At 68.8% G+C, this 19,539-nt stretch carries 15 protein-coding genes and 2 pseudogenes; 9 read left to right on the forward strand and 8 right to left on the reverse strand.

Annotated elements, in window-relative coordinates; translation table 11 throughout:
- Positions 1–24 precede the first annotated feature (24 nt).
- Positions 25–801: a hypothetical protein gene (locus ACN28I_RS47240; RefSeq protein ID WP_420948420.1), complete on the reverse strand. Its 777-nt coding sequence runs from the start codon at positions 799–801 to the stop codon at positions 25–27.
- Between the two features lie 190 nt (positions 802–991).
- On the opposite strand from ACN28I_RS47240, the pseudogene ACN28I_RS47245 reads away from it, so the two are divergent.
- From ACN28I_RS47245 to holA, 3 genes and pseudogenes are all read left to right on the forward strand, one after another.
- Positions 992–1,925: pseudogene (locus tag ACN28I_RS47245) on the forward strand (TIGR02757 family protein).
- Positions 1,926–2,079: 154 nt separating this feature from the next.
- Positions 2,080–3,108: a DNA polymerase III subunit delta' gene (gene holB / locus ACN28I_RS47250; protein WP_420948421.1), complete on the forward strand. Its 1,029-nt coding sequence runs from the start codon at positions 2,080–2,082 to the stop codon at positions 3,106–3,108.
- Positions 3,105–4,424, forward strand: coding sequence for a DNA polymerase III subunit delta (holA, locus tag ACN28I_RS47255; protein WP_420948422.1), 1,320 nt, complete (start codon positions 3,105–3,107; stop codon positions 4,422–4,424). The genes holB and holA overlap by 4 nt, the downstream gene beginning before the upstream one ends.
- Here the strand turns inward: holA and ACN28I_RS47260 are convergent.
- Positions 4,384–4,941 carry an Lrp/AsnC family transcriptional regulator gene (locus tag ACN28I_RS47260; RefSeq protein WP_420948423.1) on the reverse strand — a complete coding sequence of 186 codons (558 nt, stop codon included), beginning with the start codon at positions 4,939–4,941 and terminating at the stop codon, positions 4,384–4,386. The genes holA and ACN28I_RS47260 overlap by 41 nt on opposite strands.
- A 467-nt stretch (positions 4,942–5,408) precedes the next feature.
- Between ACN28I_RS47260 and ACN28I_RS47265 the strand changes: the two genes are divergently transcribed.
- The 3 genes from ACN28I_RS47265 to ACN28I_RS47275 all read left to right on the forward strand — a co-directional run bounded on the left by ACN28I_RS47265 (position 5,409) and on the right by ACN28I_RS47275 (position 8,543).
- On the forward strand, positions 5,409–5,966 hold the full coding sequence (locus tag ACN28I_RS47265; RefSeq protein ID WP_420948424.1) for an alpha/beta fold hydrolase: 558 nt from the start codon (positions 5,409–5,411) through the stop codon (positions 5,964–5,966).
- 19 nt (positions 5,967–5,985) lie between these two features.
- The gene (locus ACN28I_RS47270) at positions 5,986–7,173 is read left to right on the forward strand and encodes a sensor histidine kinase (protein ID WP_420948425.1); all 1,188 of its coding nucleotides are present in this window, start codon (positions 5,986–5,988) and stop codon (positions 7,171–7,173) included.
- 128 nt (positions 7,174–7,301) lie between these two features.
- Positions 7,302–8,543, forward strand: coding sequence for a trans-sulfuration enzyme family protein (locus ACN28I_RS47275; protein ID WP_420948426.1), 1,242 nt, complete (start codon positions 7,302–7,304; stop codon positions 8,541–8,543).
- A 340-nt stretch (positions 8,544–8,883) separates the two neighbouring features.
- Here the strand turns inward: ACN28I_RS47275 and ACN28I_RS47280 are convergent, their stop codons facing one another.
- The 4 genes from ACN28I_RS47280 to ACN28I_RS47295 form a co-directional block, all read right to left on the reverse strand.
- Positions 8,884–9,381 carry a serine/threonine protein kinase gene (locus ACN28I_RS47280; protein ID WP_420948427.1) on the reverse strand — a complete coding sequence of 166 codons (498 nt, stop codon included), beginning with the start codon at positions 9,379–9,381 and terminating at the stop codon, positions 8,884–8,886.
- Between the two features lie 11 nt (positions 9,382–9,392).
- Entirely contained in the window at positions 9,393–10,322 is a 930-nt protein-coding gene (locus ACN28I_RS47285) for a DUF2381 family protein (protein WP_420948428.1), read from the reverse strand.
- A gap of 9 nt (positions 10,323–10,331) precedes the next feature.
- Positions 10,332–10,748, reverse strand: coding sequence for a hypothetical protein (locus tag ACN28I_RS47290; RefSeq protein WP_420948429.1), 417 nt, complete (start codon positions 10,746–10,748; stop codon positions 10,332–10,334).
- 217 nt (positions 10,749–10,965) lie between these two features.
- Entirely contained in the window at positions 10,966–11,763 is a 798-nt protein-coding gene (locus ACN28I_RS47295; RefSeq protein ID WP_420948430.1) for an NRDE family protein, read from the reverse strand.
- A gap of 115 nt (positions 11,764–11,878) precedes the next feature.
- Here ACN28I_RS47295 and metG point away from each other — a divergent pair, with 115 nt between their 5' ends.
- From metG to ACN28I_RS47310, 3 genes and pseudogenes are all read left to right on the forward strand, one after another.
- On the forward strand, positions 11,879–13,987 hold the full coding sequence (gene metG, locus ACN28I_RS47300) for a methionine--tRNA ligase (protein ID WP_420948431.1): 2,109 nt from the start codon (positions 11,879–11,881) through the stop codon (positions 13,985–13,987).
- A gap of 213 nt (positions 13,988–14,200) precedes the next feature.
- Positions 14,201–14,803, forward strand: a pseudogene (locus ACN28I_RS47305) (HEAT repeat domain-containing protein); the annotation flags it as partial.
- Between the two features lie 165 nt (positions 14,804–14,968).
- Positions 14,969–15,760 carry a TatD family hydrolase gene (locus ACN28I_RS47310; RefSeq protein ID WP_420948860.1) on the forward strand — a complete coding sequence of 264 codons (792 nt, stop codon included), beginning with the start codon at positions 14,969–14,971 and terminating at the stop codon, positions 15,758–15,760.
- A 49-nt stretch (positions 15,761–15,809) separates the two neighbouring features.
- On the opposite strand, the gene ACN28I_RS47315 is transcribed toward ACN28I_RS47310, so the two are convergent.
- The gene (locus ACN28I_RS47315) at positions 15,810–17,150 is read right to left on the reverse strand and encodes a hypothetical protein (RefSeq protein ID WP_420948432.1); all 1,341 of its coding nucleotides are present in this window, start codon (positions 17,148–17,150) and stop codon (positions 15,810–15,812) included.
- Positions 17,147–19,408 carry a hypothetical protein gene (locus tag ACN28I_RS47320; RefSeq protein ID WP_420948433.1) on the reverse strand — a complete coding sequence of 754 codons (2,262 nt, stop codon included), beginning with the start codon at positions 19,406–19,408 and terminating at the stop codon, positions 17,147–17,149. Before ACN28I_RS47320 ends, ACN28I_RS47315 begins: the two co-directional genes overlap by 4 nt.
- Positions 19,409–19,539: the final 131 nt, after the last annotated feature.

Genomic DNA, 19,539 nt, shown 5'->3' on the forward strand with positions numbered 1-19,539 from the left:
TGGAGCTCGACGTCGCGCCGCTCTTCAACGCGCGCAGGCGCCGAGTAACTGGCAGGTTTCGTCCGTGGACAGATCCCGGGCGAACTCCGCGGGAGCACGGCCTCTGCCCGCTTCGTATTGGGCGGTGTACCGGCGCACTTGCGACACGGTGGAGCCCGTCAGCCGTGCCACTTCCTCCGCCGGGTGGCCCTGGGCGTGGAGTGCAACGGCGACATGCAGCCGTCCCTTCTTGATGCGTGCCGGCTCCGTCAGGAACCGGTAGGGGCGGGAGAGGAAACGGACCCGCTCGTCGGAGGTGCCTCGCTTGAGGGTGAGCCCTACTCGGGCCGAGGCGTAGACCCTCCGCGCGGGGACCGGTGCGGCGTCCAGCAGCACGTAGAGGGGCGAAGTGCCCGGCGGCTCCGGGTCCACGCCACGGCCGAAGGCCGAGACCAGCGAAGCGATGGAGGCCTGGCCGGTGAGCGCGAGGATGTGGTCGACGCACAGGGACGGACCATCGAGCAGCCTGTGGGTGTCTCCGAGCTGCTCCATTCCGCGAATCAGGATGCCCCCGGGAGCGCCCGGTTCACCGATGGCGATGTCCAGTCCCTTGTAGCTGCCTCCGCGGTACTGGCTGCCCGTGCGGTGGAAGTACCAGCGTCCCCGCTCGCACTGCATCGGGTCGCCATGGGTGAAGGGGTCTGGATGGGAGGGGCTGGTGAAGTAGAACTCGAGCCTCGGTGAAGCGGTGGGGCTGTCCGCCGACGTAGCAGGTGGCGGTGTTGAGCAGCAGCTCGGCCATGCGCTGGAAGCTGGCCGCATACGCCGCCTCCGCACTGCCGGCGGGAGGCATCCACGCTTGAAGGGTCTCACTGAGTCGTGCCTGCACGTGCGCAGCTTGCACGCGGGGGAGGGGAATCCCACCAAAAAACCTCCTCGGGGCAGCCGGGGGGCGGCCGAGGATGAACTCCGTGGCGGAGCGCGTTGCTCCAGGCTACGGAGTGTCTGAACCATGCCCCCGAGAGCTCGAGGACATACCGGGCTGAGCCCGCGCGACGCCGAGCGCCTGCGCCCCTGTCTGGACGCCTTCCTGGCATCGACGGACAGCCAGGCCCGCATCGCGTTCGACCCGCTGGAGTTTCCGCACCGCTACCGCGACCCGAGGGACATCGAGGTGAGCGCGCTGCTGGCCGCCGCGCTGGCGTACGGGCGCGCGGACCTGTTCCGGCCCAAGGTGGATGCGTTGCTCAAGCGCATGGGACCGTCTCCGGCCGCCTTCGTGCGCGCACTGGACGTGGCCGGGGCGCGCGAGCTGCTCTCGGGCTTCGTCTACCGCTTCAACGTGGGCACGGACGTGGCGGTGCTGCTGCTGGGCATGGGCCGGGCCCTGCGCGAAGCTCGGGAGCCTGGAGGCGCTCTTCGTCCAGGGGCTGGAGGCCCGCGGCTCCTGGCACGGCGCGCTGGATGCCTTCACCTCCGCCCTGCGGGACGTGCCCATGGGACGGTTGCGCGAGGTGCTCGGGCCCGAGCGCGGGTTGCAGCACCTGTTGCCCTCACCCCTCGGGGCCGGAGCGGCCAAGCGGCTCAACCTGTTCCTCCGGTGGATGGTTCGCGGGCCGGATGGTGTGGACCTCGGCATCTGGAAGCGGGTGAGTCCCTCGGCGCTGCTCATCCCGCTGGATACGCACATCGGGCGGATTTCGAAACACCTGGGGCTGACTCGCCGCAACGACCTGAGCTGGCGCACCGCCGAGGAGGTGACGGCCTCCCTGCGCGCCCTGGATGCCGCGGACCCCGTGCGCTTCGACTTCGCGCTGTGTCACTACGGCATGAGCGGTGTGTGCCCCACGAAGCCCATTCCGGAGAACTGTGCCCGGTGCAAGTTGCTCCCCGCTTGCTCCGTGGGACAGAAGACCCTGAAGACCCGGAGCCGGGCGAAGGGATGACCCTCACCCCAGCCCTCTCCCAGCGGGAGAGGGGGCGTACACGGGGTCAACCCATGGGGTTCGATACCCTCACCCCGACCCTCTCCCGGCGGGAGAGGGGAGGTCTACCCCATGAGTGGTTGACGGGTGCTCCGCGAGCGGGGATACACGCGCCATGACGTTGGCCTCGGTCGTCGGACAGCCTCGCGCCATTGATGCCCTCCTCGCGGCTCTGCGCGGCGGCTCCGTTCATCACGCCTATCTCTTCGCCGGGCCCGAGGGCGTCGGCAAGGAACTCGCCGCCGTGGGGCTCGCCCAGGCCCTCACGTGCCCGGAGAAACCCAACGAAGGGTGTGGCTCCTGTTCGAGCTGCACCCGCATCGGCAAGGGCGCCCACCCGGACGTCTCCTGGCTCATGCCCGATGCCCAGCGCGTCGAGCGCGGGCTCGCGGGGCGCTCGGACATCCAGGGCACCCCCAGCCGCGAAATCCGCGTGGAGCAGATCCGTGGGCTCCTGGAGCGCATCACCCTGCGCGGGCTCGAGTCCAAGCGCAAGGTGGCCATCGTCGTGGATGCGCACATGATGAACCCGCAGGCGCAGAACGCCTTCCTCAAGACGCTCGAGGAGCCGCCCTCGGAGACCACGCTCATCCTGCTGGCCTCGGCGCCGGACAAGATGCTGCCCACCATCCGCAGCCGCTGCAGCAAGGTGTACTTCGGCCCGCTGCCCGTGGAGCTCGTCGCCGAGCGTCTCCAGAAGGAGCGCAAGCTGGACCCCCAGACGGCGCAGCTCGCGGCGGTGATGGCGGGCGGCAGTCTGGGCCGGGCCCTGGCGTTGGATCTCGACGCGCTCGCGGCGCGCAAGGACATCATCAGCGGCTTCGAGGCCCTCCAGCCCGGCCAGGTGGGCGCGATGCTGCGCTGGGCCGAGACGTTCGGTGCCTCGCGCGAGGAGGCCGAGCAGGCGCTCTCCATCCTCTCCATGTGGACGCGGGATGTGACCCTGGCCAAGGCGGGCGTGGAGCGGCTGGCCAACCAGGACCTGTTGCCGCTCGCGCAAGAGGTGGCGGCGCGCACGCACGAGACGGTGCTGCACCGCCGGCATGCGCTGCTGGAGAAGACGAAGAACACCATCCTGGAGCGCAATGCGGCGCCGAGGTTGCAGCTCGAGCGGATGCTCATCGAGCTGCTGGAGGGGCGATGAGCGCGGCGGACATCGAGGACGTGCTGGACGAGGCGAAGGCCGGCAAGGTGGCTCCGCTCTACCTGCTGTGGGGCGAGGAGTACCTGGTGCGCCGGGGCGCGGACGAGCTGGTGAAGGTGCTGCTGCCGGACGCCTCGGCGGGGCTGAACTTCGCGGTGCTGGACGCGGGCTCGCCGCGCGAGGTGGCGCAGGAGCTGGCCACGTTGCCGCTCTTCCCGGGGCGCAAGGTGGTGCTGGTGCGAGACCCGGAGTTCCTCGCGCCGAAGAAGGGCCGCGGAGACGCGCTGGGCAAGGCGCGCGAGGCGTGGAAGGCGGGCAAGCGCAAGGAGGGCGCGCGGCGGCTGCTGGCGCTGGCGGCGCGGGCGGGGTGGGGCGCGGACCAGTTGGATCCGGGGGCCTCGGGGGCGCCGTCGGTGGAGCAGTGGAAGGACGAGCTGAACGTGGATCTCGCCGAGGCGGACCTGGTCTTCCTCAAGGAGGTGGCCGCGTTCTGCCGCGAGGAGCGCATCACCGCGCCCGAGGGGGACGCGAGCGCGCTGCTGGAGCTGTTCCAGAAGGGCGTGCCGCCGGGGCACGCGCTGGTGCTGGCGGCCTCGGAGGTGGATGCGAAGAACCCGCTGGTGAAGCTGGCGGCGGACAAGGGCCGCGTCGTCGAGCGCAAGGTGGCGGCGCGCCACAAGGACTTCGAGCTCGAGCCGCTCGCCGAGGAGTTCCTCCGGCCCTTCAAGAAGAAGCTGGGCAAGGGCGCGGCGGAGCAGCTCAAGGAGCGCATCGGCGGCAACGTGCGGCTCTTGCAGTCGGAGCTGGAGAAGCTGGCGGTGTACGCGCAGGGCGCGACGATCGAGGCCCAGGACGTGGCGCTGCTGGTGGCGCACACGCGCGAGGAGGAGTTCTTCGAGCTGTCCGAGGCGCTGCAGAACCGCAACTTCAAGGCGGCGCTGGACTACACGATGGACGCGATGGGGCAGGGCGTGCACGGGCTGCAACTGCTGGGCGCGGTGGCCTCCATCACGCGCGGCATGCTGGAGAACCACGAGCGGCTGGAGAAGTACGCGAACGGCTCGCTGCCGCGCTCGTACCCGGACTTCAAGTCGCGCGTGTTCCCGAGGGTCGAGGAGGAGGCCAAGGCGGCCAAGGGCAAGGCTCCGCACCCGTATGCGGCGTTCCTCGCCATGCAGGGAGCGGCGCGCTACAAGCGGCGCGAGCTGCTCGACGCGCTGGTGGCCTGCGCCGATGCGGACCTGGCCCTCAAGTCCTCCGCCAGCGGCAAGCTCGTCATCGAGCGGCTGCTCTGGACCGTTTGCGGGGCCGCTTGACGGGCTCGGCGCTCGGGGCCGCCAGGCGCTGGGCGGCTCCCTTCGGCCCGTAGAGCGGGAGCCCGGGGCTGCGGACGTACTCGAAGATGAGCGACGTCTCCAGGTGGGCCACCTCGGGCCGGGTGGTGAAGGCGTCCATGCCCAGGTCCCTCAGGTGGTCCGCGTCCCGCACCGCCACGTGCACGAGGAAGTCGTTGGCCCCCGCCACGTGGTAGACGGCCAGCACCTGCGGCAGCGACAGCGCGTGGCGGCGGAACTCCTCCACCAGCTCCCTCGAGTGCTGCCTCAGCCGCACGGCGATCATCGCCTGCAGTCCGATGCCCACCGCTCGCGCGTCCACCTCGGCGTGAAAGGACTTCAGCACGCCCGTCTCGCGCAGCCGCGTCACCCGCGCCAGGCAGCTCGACTGCGCGAGCCCCACCTCGGCGGCCAGCTCCTTGTTCGACAGCCGCGCGTTCTTCTGCAGCGCCTCCAGGATGGCGTAGTCGATGGCGTCCAGGTTCGCGGTTCCTTCCATGTATGGAAGCGTATTCTGGCCGGCGTGGATTCACCCGGTCGAAGTGTCGAACTTCGAACCCGCTTCGGACTGAAACCCGGACCACCGAACAGAAAGCCGGGGCGGGTCCGCTGGAGCGGTCCTCGGTGCTGGTGGGGACCGCGCTCAAGCGGTAACGCATGAAGTCATGCTCCACCGCGAAGACACGTCTCTCCGGCTTTCGAAGCCCCCGGCCCAGAACATCCTCACCCGGAACAACGTCCAGGTGACGGGCAGGGGAACCCGGGCGATCCTCTTCGCGCACGGCTTCGGCTGCGATCAGCACATGTGGCGCTTCGTGGCCCCCGCCTTCGAGGCGGACTACCGGGTCATCCTGTTCGACTACGTCGGCTCGGGCAGATCGGAAGCTCCGCGCGTACAACCGCGAGCGGTACTCCAGCCTGAACGGCTACGCGGAGGACATCCTCGACATCTGCCAGGCCCTCGATTTGAAGGACGTCATCTTCGTGGGCCACTCCGTCAGCAGCATGATCGGCCTGCTGGCCGCCATCCGCGAGCCCGAGCGCTTCCGGCGGCTCGTCTTCGTGGGCCCCTCTCCCCGCTACATCAACGAGGCTCCCGGCTACGTGGGCGGGTTCGAGCGGCAGGACATCGAGGAGCTGCTGGATACGATGGACAAGAACTACATCGGCTGGGCGAACTTCCTGGCGCCCATGGTCATGAACCGGCCGGACCGGCCGGAGCTGAACCAGGAGTTGACGGAGAGCTTCTGCTCCACGGATCCGACCATCGCCCGCCGGTTCGCGGAGGTGACGTTCTTCTCCGACAACCGGAAGGATCTCCCCAAGTTGACGGTCCCCTCGCTCATCATCCAGTGCTCGGAGGATCTGATCGCCCCCGTGCAGGTGGGCGAGTACCTTCACCGGAACCTGGCGCACAGCACGCTGCGGATCACCCGGGCCACGGGGCACTGCCCGCACATGAGCGCTCCCGAGGAGACCATCTCCCTCATCAAGGACTACCTGGGTCAGTCCTCCCTGTCCTGACGCCTCGTGCACGCACCTCGTGGACGAACTGCTGAACACCGCGCCCTGTGGCTTCTTCTCGTTCACCGATGACGGAGCCCTCGTTGCCGCCAATGACACACTGGCGGGAATGCTGGGGTACGCCTCCGGAGAGCTGGTGGGCAGCCGCGTCGAGTCGCTCCTGACGCTGGCGAGCCGCATGTTCTACCAGACCCACCTCTTCCCGCTGATCCGCATGCACGGCAAGGCGGAGGAGATCTTCCTCTCGCTGCGCTCCAGGAACGGGGAGAGCATCCCCGTGCTCCTCAACGCCGTCCGGAAGGAGCGCGAGGGGGCGGCCGTCAATCAATGCGCGCTCATCCCGGTGCGCAACCGGGGGAAGTACGAGGACGAGCTGCTGGCGGCGAAGCGGGTGGCGGAAGAGGCGCTGCGCAGCAACGAGGAGCTGATCCGGGCCCGGCAGGAGCTGGAGCTGCATGCGCGGGAGCTCGACCGGAAGCTCCTCCGGTTGGAGCAGAAGAACCAGGAGCTCACCCGCCTCAGCACCATCCTGGCCCATGACCTGCGAGAGCCCATTCGCAAGCTCTCCATGTTCTCGAGTCTCTTCACCCAGCAGGACCGGGAGGGGCTGTCGGTGACGGGCCAGCGCTCGTTGGATCGGATCAAGGTCCAGAGCGCGCGGATGGAGCAGTTGGTGTTGGCGCTCCAGGAGTTCGTGTCACTGGATGAAACCCACGAGCCGCTCGAGGAGGTGGACCTGAGCGACGTCATGGGCAACGCCCGGCAACTGGTGGCCGAGAGAACCGGGATGGGGTTCGAGCTGCACAGCGGGCCGCTCCCCGTGCTCCAGGGACGGCGCAGGCAACTGATGATGCTGTTCTTCCAGCTCATCGACAACGCGGTGAAGTTCCGCAGACCCGAGGAACTCCCGCGGATCGACATCGAGAGCTACCTCATCCAGCACAACAGCTACCGGGCGAACACGGGCAAGTACCACTACACCGACTTCGCGCGGATCGTCTTCGCGGACAACGGGAAGGGATTCGACAACCGCTACAGCGACTACGTGTTCGAGGCACTGCGGAAGTTGGATCCGGACAGCCCGGGACAGGGCATCGGGCTGGCCATCGGCCGCAAGGTGGTGGAGAACCACAACGGCTCCATCTCGGTGGAGTCGGAGCCGGGCCGCGGAACCCGGTTCACCCTCCTGCTGCCATTGCGGCAGTGACGGGGCCCGGCCGAAGCCAATTCGGTCCCGCCCTGGTTCCACCGGGTGGTTCCGCAACCTATTCGATGTCTCTCCGGCCCATGAATGCGTAATTTCTTCCCGTGGCCTTCTAACGGGAGGAAATTCGGATGAGGAAGCTCGGTTTCGAAACGCGTGCGGTCCACTCCGGCCGTGAGGATCTGGCGGACCTCGGCGTCCATGCGCCGCCGATCGATCTCTCCACCACCTATCCCGTGGGCAGCATGGGAGGCATTGGCGAGTGCTTCGACGCGCTCGCCCAGGGCGGTCCCCTGCGCGACAACCCCATCTACGCCCGGCTGCACAACCCCACCGTGGTGCGCTTCGAGAAGGCGCTGGCCGCGCTGGAGGGGGCCGAGGAGGCGGTGGCGTTTGGCTCGGGCATGGCCGCGCTGACGGCGGTGCTGCTCGCGGCGCGCCAGGGAGGCAAGCACGTGGTGGCCTGCCGTCCCGTCTACGGCGGCACGGATCACCTGCTGGACAGCGGCCTGCTGGGGGTGGAGGTCACCTGGACGCATCCGCACCACGTGCGCAAGGCGCTGCGTCCGGACACGGTGCTCGTCGTCGTGGAGACGCCGGCCAACCCCACGCTGGCGCTCATCGACATCGCCCGGGTGGTGGCCCAGGCCGGCGAGGTGCCGGTGCTGGTGGACTCCACCTTCGCCACGCCCGTGCTGCAGAACCCGCTCGCGCTCGGGGCCTCGCTGGTGCTGCACAGCGCGACCAAGTTCCTCGGGGGGCACGGGGACGTCATGGGCGGCGTGGTGGCCACGAGCCCGGCCTGGGCGGCGCGGCTGCGCCAGGTGCGCATCGCCACGGGCGGCGTGCTCCACCCCGAGGCGGGTTACATGCTGCACCGCGGCCTCGCGACGCTGCCCGTCCGCGTCCGCGAGTCGCAGCGCGGAGCCATGTTCCTCGCCCAGAAGCTGGCCTCGCACCCCGCCGTGGCCCGCACGTGGTACCCGGGGCTCGCGGGGGGAGACCCCGAGGGGCTCCTCGGGCGGCAGATGCGGGGGCCCGGATGCCTCCTGTCCTTCGAGGTGGCGGGTGGCGCGAAGGCCGCGGCGCAGGTGATGGAGCGGGTGGAGCTGCTCACCCCGGCGGTGAGCCTCGGCTCGGTGGACACGCTCATCCAGCATCCGGCGAGCCTCACGCACCGCGTGGTGGACGAGAAGAACCGCGAGGCCGGCGGCATCACCGCGGGGATGCTCCGGGTCAGCGTGGGCCTGGAGTGCCCCGAGGATCTCTGGGCGGACCTGCAGCGCGCGCTGGACGCGGTGCAGCCGCTCGGCCACGGGGTGGAGGAGGGCGCCGGACTGGGCCGAGGTGGAGACCTCAGGCTCCAGGGCTGAGAAGGAAGGAGTCGCTGCCCGAGTGGAGATGCCGTTGGGTTGGCTGACCATTCCAGGTCATGGGCGGAGTCGAACCGCGATCGTTTTTCAGACGATTATCCAGTGCGTGTTCGGCATCTCCGGCCGGGCAGCTACACATAGGGACGAAATGCCGCGGGAAATCCTGACAACGGGCGTGGCATCCGGGGGCGCGGGCAGGGGAGGCAGTGCCACTCACTCGTTGACGTCAATGAGTGGTGTGGCATATGTGCCTACATCGCTCGTTGACGTCAACGAGTGACTCGTCCGGCAGGTGTTTCAAGCCCGCGGCCTTCAGATGGCGTCCTGCTGAAACACGCGCTCAGCGGAACGAATCCACGATGTCGACCCCGGCGACGGACAAGTCGAGGATGGCGGTTCCAGGCAGCGATTCGGGCCGCTTCCGGAGTTGATTCTCACTCAGTCGGGCCACCGCGCAGATGGGCACCTTCTCACTCTCGGGTGGGTGGGCCTCGTAGTACCGGATGACGACCTGGGGGCCGCCCGTCCAGACCTGCCCGTACAGACGGGTGGTGGATTCGAGCGTACCGAGTCCGCCCTGGAGCATGCTCTCAATGGGACCGTCGTAGAGCGTGATGGGCCTTGATTTGATCTGGTTCGCGTCGAGTTCCACCCACGCTCCATCCCCGACGCGCAGCTTCATATAGCGCATCGCCTTCTTGGACTCCTCCGGGCATTCCTGAGGGCCCGGGGTTCCATCCGGGCGCAGTGCCACCACACCGCCACTGGTCGTGGTGCAGCCAGCGGACGTACAGAGGAGAAGGACAGAGCCGATGAAGAGCGCTTTGGTCATGGGCATGAACGACACCTCTACTTCCGAATCAGCGTCTGATCCAGGTTCACAACCACCTGCAACTGCCCGTCTTCGCGGAAGATCGCCAGGGCCAGATCAACGAGGCCCTCCTTCGATTCGAACGCACTCTGGTCCGCCACCACCGCGATCCTTCCTGACTGACCGGGGGCGATCTCGGCCCGTTCCATGCGGAGCGCGAAGGGGCGAGTCGTGTGGGACATGAGGTCGGTGGTCAGCCGGGCCTCCCTGAATCTCCACGGCTCGTCGTTGTACGTGTTGGTCAGGTGAATCACGGCCGCAGCCTTCCCTGGCCCTTCGAAGGCCTCGACCTGGATGTCCATGTCCTCGATCTTGAGGGCCGCCACTCGTTTCCTCCGAAAGGGCGTCTTCTCCACCTCCCCATTGACGAGCAGCGTGGCGAAGGCGTGGTCCACCGAGTTCTCTTCCCTCGTGAGGCGCTCGTTCTCCTCACGCAGCTTGCGCTCTCTCTTGAGGGCGTCGTTGAGGGCCGCGTGCATCGCGTTGTAGCTCTCGCGATCCTTGAACACGCGCACCTGATGATCCGTCCACGCCCACTTCTCACCGCGGGGTGGCCTCACGAGGAACGCATACTCGGTCCCGTCCGCGAGCGTCACGCGCAGGGGAATCCGCTCGTCCTCGTCGAGGTCACGCAGTGGCTCCAGCACCACCTTCTTGCTCCCCACGAGCGGGCGCTCGAACCGGCCCTCCCACCCCTCGAGCTTCGTGTTGGCCGGATCGCATTCCTGCTCGAAGCGCAGCACGGTGGAGACCTGCCCGGAGACGTAGATGTGGGGGGTCGCCTGGCCGGGGTGGTCCGACATCAACAGGGTCCTGATCTCGGTCTTTACGTCGGGCTCCCGGGCCATCGCCACGAACGCCAGGAGGGCCAGCACGGGGACAGCCCAGATGAATGTGCGGGTTCGCATGGCTGACGCTCAGGGCCCGAGCACGGAGAAGACCACCTTGCGGTGGTAGTTGGTGCTGCCCTCGTGCGAGCGGAAGCGCCGGGCCATCCTGGCGAGCCGGTAGGTCAGGGCCTCGTACTCGCCCCGGCTCACGCTGCGCAGCGACATGTACAGGCGCGCCGCCGCTCGCAGGTACGAGAAGAGCGGGTGGGCGTCCTGTCCATCCGGGTTCCGGCGCAGCAGGCGGTAGAGCCGCTCGAACTCGGCATCCGTCTCGGGCTGGTTCATCGACGTGCAGTAGATGCCCGCCGTCGACTCCAGCAGGCGCAGGAAGGACTCGTGATGCGGGGGCGTCTGTAGCAGGAACGGCGTCATGTCCGTGGCCGTCCAGAGCCGCGAGATGGGCGCGAGCTTCACATGAGCCATCGTCCACGACTCGTCCACCACCGGCACCTCTTCACCCTGCGGTATCGCCTGCCCGTCCTCCGTGAGCCTCGATGGCCACCTGGAGCCGCTCGGGCCAGTCCAGCACGAGCCCCGCACGCTCCAACTCCTGCCTCACCTTCAAGTCCATGCCTCTACCTCCAAGGTCGAGGCGAGGATGCAACTTCTCCCGTGGGAAGTCGAGACCTCTTTGGTCGGGTCCCGTGTGTGACCTGGGCCGTCACCGCGGGTAGAGCAGGGGCGTGACGTCCTGGTACGGCCCCTGGCATGGCGTCACGTCGGCGGCGAGGTAGTGGGCCACCCGTCCGGGCGCCAGCGCGACGATGGCCGACGAGCGCGTCCCATACCCGGGTGTGTGGATGCAGAGCGCCTGGTACTGGCGGATGCGCTCGTGGAGCTTCCGGGGGTAGTCCTCCTCGAGGAGCAGCTCCGGCACGCGCTCGGGCAGCAGGTGGTCCGAGAGCAGCGCCTGGAGATCCCGGACGGCCTCGGTCCAGGGCTTCCGGGCGGCCTTCCCGGCCAGCTTCCGGGCCCTCGCCACCTTGGGCAGGACCGGGGTGTCGAGCACGTCGTTGGGCAGCACGTGGACGCCCGGCGGGACGTCCTCCGCGTGTATCCGCTCGGCGTCCGGGCGGGCGTACGCCACCCGGAGCAGCTCCGCGTTCCCGTAGAGGAGGTTGAAGGGGTTGTACTCCCGGGCATCCAGCCCCGCGAGGTAGCGGTCGACCCCTTCCACGCTCCCGGCTTCGAGCGCGCGCATCACCACCTCGCCCCGGGAGCGAGGGGCCCGCGTCAGGTTCGCGGAGCCCCGTTGGTTCGTCAGACCCACGAAGAAGCCGCCGTCCGTCACTCCCATCCACGTCCCCTGACGCTCCAGGTCGCGGCCTCCGACGACCCGGGGAGAGAGGGACAGGACCTGGGGACCGGCGGCCGGGCGGGCGTACAGCTCATCGCGGTTGGCGGCCAGCACGAGCGGCCACTCGGGGTGGATGTGGCGGAGGATGACGATGGTGCACATCGTGTGGGGTCGATAACAGCTCCGGGGCCCCGGTGCATCCGGCACGTTCTTTCATTACTTCCCGATGACCGGAGCCCTCCGAGCGGCTAATGTCCGCCGCCCTTCAGGAGAACCCATGGCGGAGAGAATCCTCGTCACCAGCGCGCTGCCGTACGCCAATGGCCCCATCCATCTGGGCCACATGGTCGAGTACGTCCAGACCGACATCTACGTGCGCTTCCAGCGCTCCTGCGGCAAGGACGTCGTCTACTTCTGTGCCGACGACACCCACGGCACGCCCATCGAGCTGAACGCCGCCAAGCACGGCCTCAAACCCGAGGAGTTCATCGCGCGCTTCTACGAGGCGCATCAGGCGGACTTCCGCGAGTTCGGGGTCCAGTTCGACTACTTCCACTCCACCAACTCGCCCGAGAACAAGCACTACGCCGAGCTGATCTACGGGCGGCTGAAGGAGCACGGGGACATCGAGAAGCGCGATGTCGAGCAGGCCTACTGCGAGACCGACAAGCGCTTCCTCCCGGACCGCTTCATCAAGGGCACCTGTCCCAACTGCAAGGCGCCCGAGCAGTACGGCGACGCCTGTGAGAAGTGCGGCAAGGCCTACGCCCCCACGGATCTGATCGAGCCGCGGTGTGCCCTGTGCGGCACGCCTCCGGTGCGCCGCAAGTCCCCGCACCTCTTCTTCAAGCTATCGCGTCACGGGGACTTCCTGCAGGAGACGCTGCGCAAGCCCGGGTTCCTCCACCAGGGTCTCGCCACCCAGCTCCAGGGCTTCTTCGAGCAGGGTCTGGCGGACTGGGACATCAGCCGCGACGGCCCGTACTTCGGCTTCCCCATCCCGGGTGAGACGGACAAGTACTTCTACGTCTGGCTGGACGCTCCCATCGGCTACATCGCCACCACGGAGAAGTGGGCCCAGACGACGGGCAAGGCGAAGAGCGCCCTGGACTACTGGGCCGAGGGCAGTGACGCGCGCATCGTCCACTTCATCGGCAAGGACATCGTCTACTTCCACGCCCTCTTCTGGCCCGCCGTGCTCAAGGTGGCCGGCCTCAAGCGGCCCGATGCCATCAAGGTGCACGGCCACCTCACCGTCAACGGCGAGAAGATGAGCAAGAGCCGCGGCACGCTCATCGCGGCGCGCGCCTACCTGGAGCAGCTCGATCCGAGCTACCTGCGCTACTTCTACGCGGCCATGCTGGGCCCCGGAGTCGAGGACCTCGACCTGAGCCTCAAGGACTTCCGCCTGCGCGTGAACGGCGAGCTGGTGAACAACATCGGCAACCTGGCCAACCGCAGCCTGTCCATGCTGGCGGGTGCCGCGCTGGAGAAGCGGCTGGCTCCCGCCACGAAGGAGGGGGCTGGCAAGGCGCTGGTGGAGGCCGCGCTCGCCCGTGTCCCCGAGGTGCGCGAGGCGTACGAGAAGCTCGAGTACCGCAACGCCATCCGCATCATCACGGAGATCTCCCAGTCGGCGAACGGCTTCCTCCAGACCGCGGCCCCCTGGGCCAAGGTGAAGACGGACCCCGAGGCCGCTCGCGCCGACCTGAGCGACGCCGCCGAGGTGGCCTACCTGCTGGGCGCGCTGCTCTCGCCGGTGATTCCGCGCGTGACGGAGAAGCTCTTCGCGCAGCTCAACGCGCCGGCGCTCACCTTCGAGGCGCTCGCCACCGCGCGCTACCCGCTGCTCGATCGCAGCCGGCCCGTGGGCACCCCCGAGCCGCTCCTGCCGCGTCTGGAGGAGGAGCGCGTCAACGCCATCCTCGGCCAGCCTCCCGCCGCCGCCGAGCCGGCCAAGGAGGAGAAGAAGGGCAAGGGTGACAAGGGCGAGAAGAAGGCCGCCGAGCCGAAGCCCGCCGAGGCCAAGGCCGCCGCGCCCGCCGCCGAGGCCGCTCCGGGGGAGATCGAGATCGGTGACTTCGGCAAGGTGGTGCTCAAGGTGGGCAAGGTGCTCGCCGCCGAGCGCGTGCCCAAGGCCGACAAGCTGCTGAAGCTCACGGTGGACCTGGGCGAGGGACAGCCACGCACCATCTGCTCCGGCATCGCCGAGGCCTTCCAGCCCGAGCAGGTGCAGGGCCGCAACGTGGTGGTGGTGGCCAACCTCAAGCCGCGCATGCTGCGGGGCATCGAGTCGCGCGGGATGATCCTCACCGCCGGACCTGGCGGGAAGGAGCTCTCCTTGCTGGATCCGGGGGACATGCCTCCCGGCTCCGAGGTGAAGTGAGCGTGACGGACTGGCGGGCCGAACGGGACCGGGCGCTCCTCGCCCTCGAGCGCGAGAAGCACCCGGGTTTGCGCATCGAGGCGGCGGAGCTGCTCTTCCATCTCGCCGCGGAGGACGCCTCTCGCGCGCCCGAGCTTCTCCGCGTCGTTCCAGCGGCTGCTCGCGGACAAGCAGGTGGCCGTGCGCCGCCTGGGCGTGGGCATGGCCACCGCGATGCTCCCCGCCGAGGAGCTTCCCGGCTTCTTCGCCACGCAGCTCGCGGATGAGGAGAGCCTCGTGCGGCTGGAGGCAGCGGGGCGCCTCGCGGACCTCACCCGGTCCGACTGCCGCGGGTTGTTGGCCCGGGCCCTCGAGGATCCCATCTTCGAGGTCCGTTTCGAGGCCGCCCGGGGCATGGCCGCCCTCAAGCACCCCGCGGGGCTGGAGGTGCTCGTGGAGGCGCTCGAGGAGGATCTGCTCCGCTTCCGTGCGCTCGGGGCGCTCGCCGAGCTGGGGGATGCGCGTGCGCTGCCGGCCGTGCAGCGCCTGTTCCGCCGTTTCATGTTGCCGGCCTTTGATCGCACGCAGGCGGCCGGGGTGCTCGCGAAGCTGGGCGATGCCGAGGGGGCCGCGTGGCTCCTCAAGCGGACGCAGCGGCGGCGGTGGAGCTGGGCCCAGGACCGGGCCCTCGCCGTGGAGCTGTGTGGCGAGGTGAAGGCCCCGGGCGCGCTCGAGCGGCTGCAGACCATCATCACCAACAAGAAGGACGACTGCCGGGGCGCGGCGGCGCGGGGACTGGGTCGCCTGGCGGACCCGAAGGCCCTGCCGTGGCTGCTCGCCCTGCTCGATGAGCCCGGAGTCCCCGAGGACTACCGGCTCGATGCCGCCGAGGGCCTGTGGCTGCTCGGCGTCCCCGAGGGCCGGGACCGCGTCCGCGCGGTGCTGCCCTCGTTGTCGCAGGAGTCCCGTGCCGAGCTTCTCCGAGCTCATCCAGGAGATGCCATGAGGCTCGTTGATTCCCACTGCCACTTCGACCGTGCCGACTCCGCGTACGTGGAGGCCGCGCTGGAGCGCGCGCGTGCCGCCGGGCTGGTGCATGCCGTCATCGTGGGCCAGTTCCAGGGCCCGGGAGACTGGGGCATCGCGCTGGAGGTCGCCGCCGCGCATCCGGAGTTCCTCACGGCCACGCTCGGCATCCATCCGCACGAGGCGGAGCGGGCCACCGAGGCGGACCTGGAGCACCTGGAGCGCACCTGCGCCCGCCCGGAGATCCACGCGGTGGGTGAGGCCGGGCTCGACTACTACTACGAGCACTCGCCCCGGGAGGTGCAGCGGCAGGTGTTCCGCAAGCAGTGCGCGCTGGCGAAGCGCCTGGGCAAGCCGCTCGTGGTGCACGTGCGCGAGTCGACGAAGGGCGGGGATGCGCATCCCGAGTGCGAGGCCATCCTGAAGGAGGAGGGTCTCAGCAAGGGCGTCATCCACTGCTTCACGGGAGACACCGAGGCGGCCCGGCGCTACCTGGATTTGGGCTTCCTGCTGTCGCTGTCGGGTGTCGTCACCTACAAGAAGACCGAGGCGCTCCAGGACGCCGTGCGCTTCGCGCCGCTGGACAGGCTGATGGTGGAGACGGACAGCCCGTACCTGGCGCCCATCCCGTACCGCGGCAAGAAGAACGAGCCCTCGTACGTCGTCGAGACGGCGAAGAAGGTCGCGGAGCTGAAGGGCGTGACGCTCGAGCGGGTGGCCGAAGTCACCACCGCCAACGCGGCGGCGCTGTTCGGCTTCACGGTGTGACCGGACGTCGCGGGGATGATGAGCGGTGCCGCACCGGTTCAGGTGCTCGTCAGCAGCGGTGTCGTTCAGCCACGCGGAAGAGTTGGGTGAGGGAGTAGTCCAGAAGCGCCTGTCGCGAGGTCATGTAGTGGTGCGCCCGAACGAAGGGCAACCAGGCGCGGTTGCCCACGAGCACCTGGGCTTCCTCGAGCTTCTGGCGCGGTATCCACCGGCCACCGAGGTTGCGCACCAGCACCTCACCCAGGTACGCGCCAATGGTGGGCACTGCGTGCTCGTCGATGGCTTCCCGGAGGCGACTCGTTGGGAATTCCTCTCGCCAGAAGTAGAAGTCGGCGTCCGTGAGCGACGCGGGTGTGGCCTCGAAGACGGAGGGCACCTCCGAGTGCAGCAGCGCCACGAGGTGCTCGGCAAGGGTGCTGTAGTGCTCGCGAGCGCGCTCCGGGTTGTCCACGTCTGGAGGCAGGGCGGAGTCGGCGGGGCGCCACTCCTGAGGTTCGGGTGGTTGCCACGCGTTGAGCTCGGCAATCCTCCGCTGGCGCTCGTGACCGGTGGCGCGGTCCACCACACGCGAGAGGAGCGGGGCCAGGTCCGGGTGGAAGCGGGGCTCCACGGGGGTGAGCATGGCACTGCGCTCATTCAAGGTGCGCAGCACGGTGTCGAAGTCGAGTTCCGGCCGGAGGTGGACGTGGGCGCGGGCCTGGGCGCGCCGTGCCTCCTGGCTGGCGAAATCCGCCACAGTGGGCCACGTCATCAGGAGGACGGAGCCGTTGGGCAGCTCCTCCACCCGGTGGGCTGGGGTGGATAGCATGCGCTCGCGGCCAACCGCTTCCACCAGCTTGGGGCCGAAGACGTTGAGCCAGCACACCTCGTAGATCTTGTCGAAGCCGTCTCGAATGGAGGTCTGCTGATCGCGGCCGAAGTCGGGAGCGCCCGCCAACGCCCTGTCATGGGTGCTGTGGGCTGCGGCATAAGTGACCGGATAGTGGGTGGCCCATGCACGCACCATCTCCACGAATGGGTGACAGCGCTTTGGCTCCGCGAAGAAGGAGAGTGGCTCCGCCTTGAGCAGGATGTCCAGCCTGGGCGGCAGTGGCGGTAGATAGAGACCGAGCGACATGTCCAGCGAGGGCCACGTCGTGCGATAGAGTCCACAGTGTGTGTATCTTTCGCTGCCCCGCTCTTCCAGGGCCTTCCTGATGGCGGTGCGTGAGTATTTCCGCTGCCGCTTGCCACTCACGACATCCGGCATCCACTCGCCGGCGTGGTCATCAAGCGCCTGGAGAAGCGGCTCCAACTCGCGCTCCAGTGCCGCATGGGGGTTGAAGGCACCATCAAATATGAGTTTGAGGCTGTCCTCCGGCGTCACGCCGTGAAAATCCAGCACCTTCATTGGAACGACACCTCCACCCCCGGAACGGCTGCCTTGGTCGCCCCCACGGCTGCATTCAACACGTCTACATCCTTGGGCTTGAGGTCGCCCCCTTCGTAGATGAGGCGAACCCTCGAGACCGGCACCTCGCTGCCCGCGTGGAGAAGGGGCTGGAGGGAGTCACGGCGGACGTTCAGGCTCTCGCCGTATTTCCGCGAAGCTTCATTCGCGTCCTCAATCATCTGGGCCATCAAGGCTTCTCTCCTCAACCCCGAGAGATCGCGGCTCTTGAAGCTGAACGTCTCCACGCGGCGTGGCCGTCCGGCGAGCTCGCCCGTTTCGATGACGAGCACATCCACGAAGCGCAGGCCTGGGCCCTGTTTCTTCACGCCCACATTCGTTTCAACGCGGGGCTTGTCGAAGTCCCCGAGGAAGCGGCGCCGCGCCCGGGGCAGCTGCGCATCGGCCTCCAGCAGTGCCACCATGACGCGCTCGAAGGCCAGTCCCCGGGCAAACCACGCCCGCATCTGCCCGTAGGCTCCCCACGGCAGGGGGCCCTTGGCGGCCTTGCCCTCCTTCACCTCGCCCAGGCGCTTTTCGTAGTAGTCGACGTACTCGCGCCAGCGTGGGTTGCCCCCGGCCTCGGGCGGCGGGGCGTCGAGGGCGGGACGCTGCTTCTCCAGCACGCTCACGTCCTTGGGCAGGCGCGGACCCGGCGACTCGAGTTCCACCGCCGCGAGCTTTGCTTCCACCACCTCCCGCGTGTGGCCCGCCCCATCGTCGACCAGCGAGGCCAGGGTGGCGGCCTCAGCAGTGCCTGTCGCCGCACCGCTCTTCCCGGGCGAGGAGCTCGAGGCTCCGGGCCTGGCCCTGGACATCAACGGCCGCGCCTTCGCCACATCCCCCCGGGCCTCGTACAGTGCCAGGGCGGCGTCCGCCCCGCCCAGGGCGACGAAACGGCCCGCTTCCCGGCTGGCTTGGAGGTATCGGCCCAGCTCCCGCAGGCCGTCGACACCCAGCAGCCCTTCCAACTGCCGCGCCGTCTCCTGGAGGGCTCGTAGCCGCGGCTCCATTGCCTCGAGCCCGGTGAGGAGGCGCAGCCTCATACCCGGTGCGCCTCGGGCCTCGGAGAGGTGGCGCACGCCCTTGCCACCCGCGTAGAGGGCCACCAGCAGCGCCGCCGGCGCCAACTCGCGCGTGGCCTGCTCGTACTTGCCCTGTGCCAGCGACTGCACGCCATGGCCCGTGCTGGCCAGCAGCCCGTAAAAGCCCAGCGGTACGCCAAAGGTGAGGTGATCGAATCCGCCCAGCACCACGTTGCCGCCCGAGAAGTGCTGCTCCGCCCACCTCTTTTCAGCCTCGTCGAGGGCCTCCTGGTACTCCGGCGGCAGGTGGCTTCGTACGATGGAGAAGGTGAAGGCTGCCCCGTCACCGCTCATGGGTGAGCTGGAGAGTGCGTCCCTGCCAGCGCGGGAAAGGCCTCGGCCCACGTCCTTCCATTCAAAGTCCCTATCGGGCCAGGCCGTGGGTTTTATCCCTCTCTTCTCCAGTGCCACCTGGAAGGCCGGCAGGAGTCCGAGCATCTCCTCCAGCCGCTTGTCCTGGGCCAACAGGAAGAGAATCTCCCTCAAGTCGTCGTCATGGGCCGAGTTGACGATGAAGACGGCGAGCACCTCGGCTCTGACGGTTCCATGGCGCTCGGTGGCCTTCACCAGAAACGAGGTGCGCTTGCGATTGAGGAGGCGGGCGGCGTCCTCGCGCGGTGTGCCCTGGGCGCCCAGGCGCACGGCGCGCCAGTCATCCAGGGCTTCCACCAGGCGGGGCATGGCCACGCGCTCCTGCAGCGCGAGAAACTCCGCGGGCGAGCTGCAGGTGAGAAAGGGGGCGAGGAGTGCTTCGCTGTCGCCGGAGGAGAAGTCGGGCCAGCCTGGGGGCACGGCCTTACCTCCGCAGGAGGCAGGGCCCTGGGGGGCAGTCCCCGCGCTGGCCACCTCACGTGTGGGCGCCTCGCCCGTGCTCGCCAGGGCGGCATCCGGGCCCGGCCCACGGGCGCTCCGGCGGCGGTGCAGCCGCTCCTGCTCGCCCGGCTCGGTGGACGCAGGAGGGGAGGGGGCCTCGAGTGAGGTGCTGGCCCACGTCTCTCGCAACGTGGCGAGGGAGCGCGGGCCCTCGGAGGTCCTCCCTCCGGGCCGCGGGGCCAGCGTCACGCAGCCGGTGGTGAGCAGCGCAGCCCCCAACAGCAGTGCCGCCCAACTGTGCGACAGGGCCTCACCGCGCATGGTCCACCTCCAGGCCCAGGGAGGCGTAGGCGCCCGGGCGCATCAGCAGTGCGGAGGTCATCAGTGCCCCCCCCAACAGAGGACTCTCATTTTAGCAAGGGATGTCGAAAAGTCAGGAGAAGCCAGGGAAA

Origin of the sequence: Archangium gephyra, assembly GCF_049060025.1 — a bacterium.
GTDB classification, from domain to species: Bacteria; Myxococcota; Myxococcia; order Myxococcales; family Myxococcaceae; genus Archangium; species Archangium gephyra_A.

Coding starts and splice junctions, on each gene's coding strand:
- holB (WP_420948421.1), top strand. CDS start 2,080: ATGACGTTGGCCTCGGTCGTCGGACAGCCTCGCGCCATTGATGCCCTC.
- ACN28I_RS47240 (WP_420948420.1), bottom strand. CDS start 801: ATGCGGCCAGCTTCCAGCGCATGGCCGAGCTGCTGCTCAACACCGCCA.
- ACN28I_RS47275 (WP_420948426.1), top strand. CDS start 7,302: ATGAGGAAGCTCGGTTTCGAAACGCGTGCGGTCCACTCCGGCCGTGAG.
- ACN28I_RS47295 (WP_420948430.1), bottom strand. CDS start 11,763: ATGTGCACCATCGTCATCCTCCGCCACATCCACCCCGAGTGGCCGCTC.
- ACN28I_RS47320 (WP_420948433.1), bottom strand. CDS start 19,408: ATGCGCGGTGAGGCCCTGTCGCACAGTTGGGCGGCACTGCTGTTGGGG.
- ACN28I_RS47315 (WP_420948432.1), bottom strand. CDS start 17,150: ATGAAGGTGCTGGATTTTCACGGCGTGACGCCGGAGGACAGCCTCAAA.
- holA (WP_420948422.1), top strand. CDS start 3,105: ATGAGCGCGGCGGACATCGAGGACGTGCTGGACGAGGCGAAGGCCGGC.
- ACN28I_RS47310 (WP_420948860.1), top strand. CDS start 14,969: ATGAGGCTCGTTGATTCCCACTGCCACTTCGACCGTGCCGACTCCGCG.
- ACN28I_RS47285 (WP_420948428.1), bottom strand. CDS start 10,322: ATGCGAACCCGCACATTCATCTGGGCTGTCCCCGTGCTGGCCCTCCTG.
- ACN28I_RS47260 (WP_420948423.1), bottom strand. CDS start 4,941: ATGGAAGGAACCGCGAACCTGGACGCCATCGACTACGCCATCCTGGAG.
- ACN28I_RS47280 (WP_420948427.1), bottom strand. CDS start 9,381: ATGCCCATGACCAAAGCGCTCTTCATCGGCTCTGTCCTTCTCCTCTGT.
- metG (WP_420948431.1), top strand. CDS start 11,879: ATGGCGGAGAGAATCCTCGTCACCAGCGCGCTGCCGTACGCCAATGGC.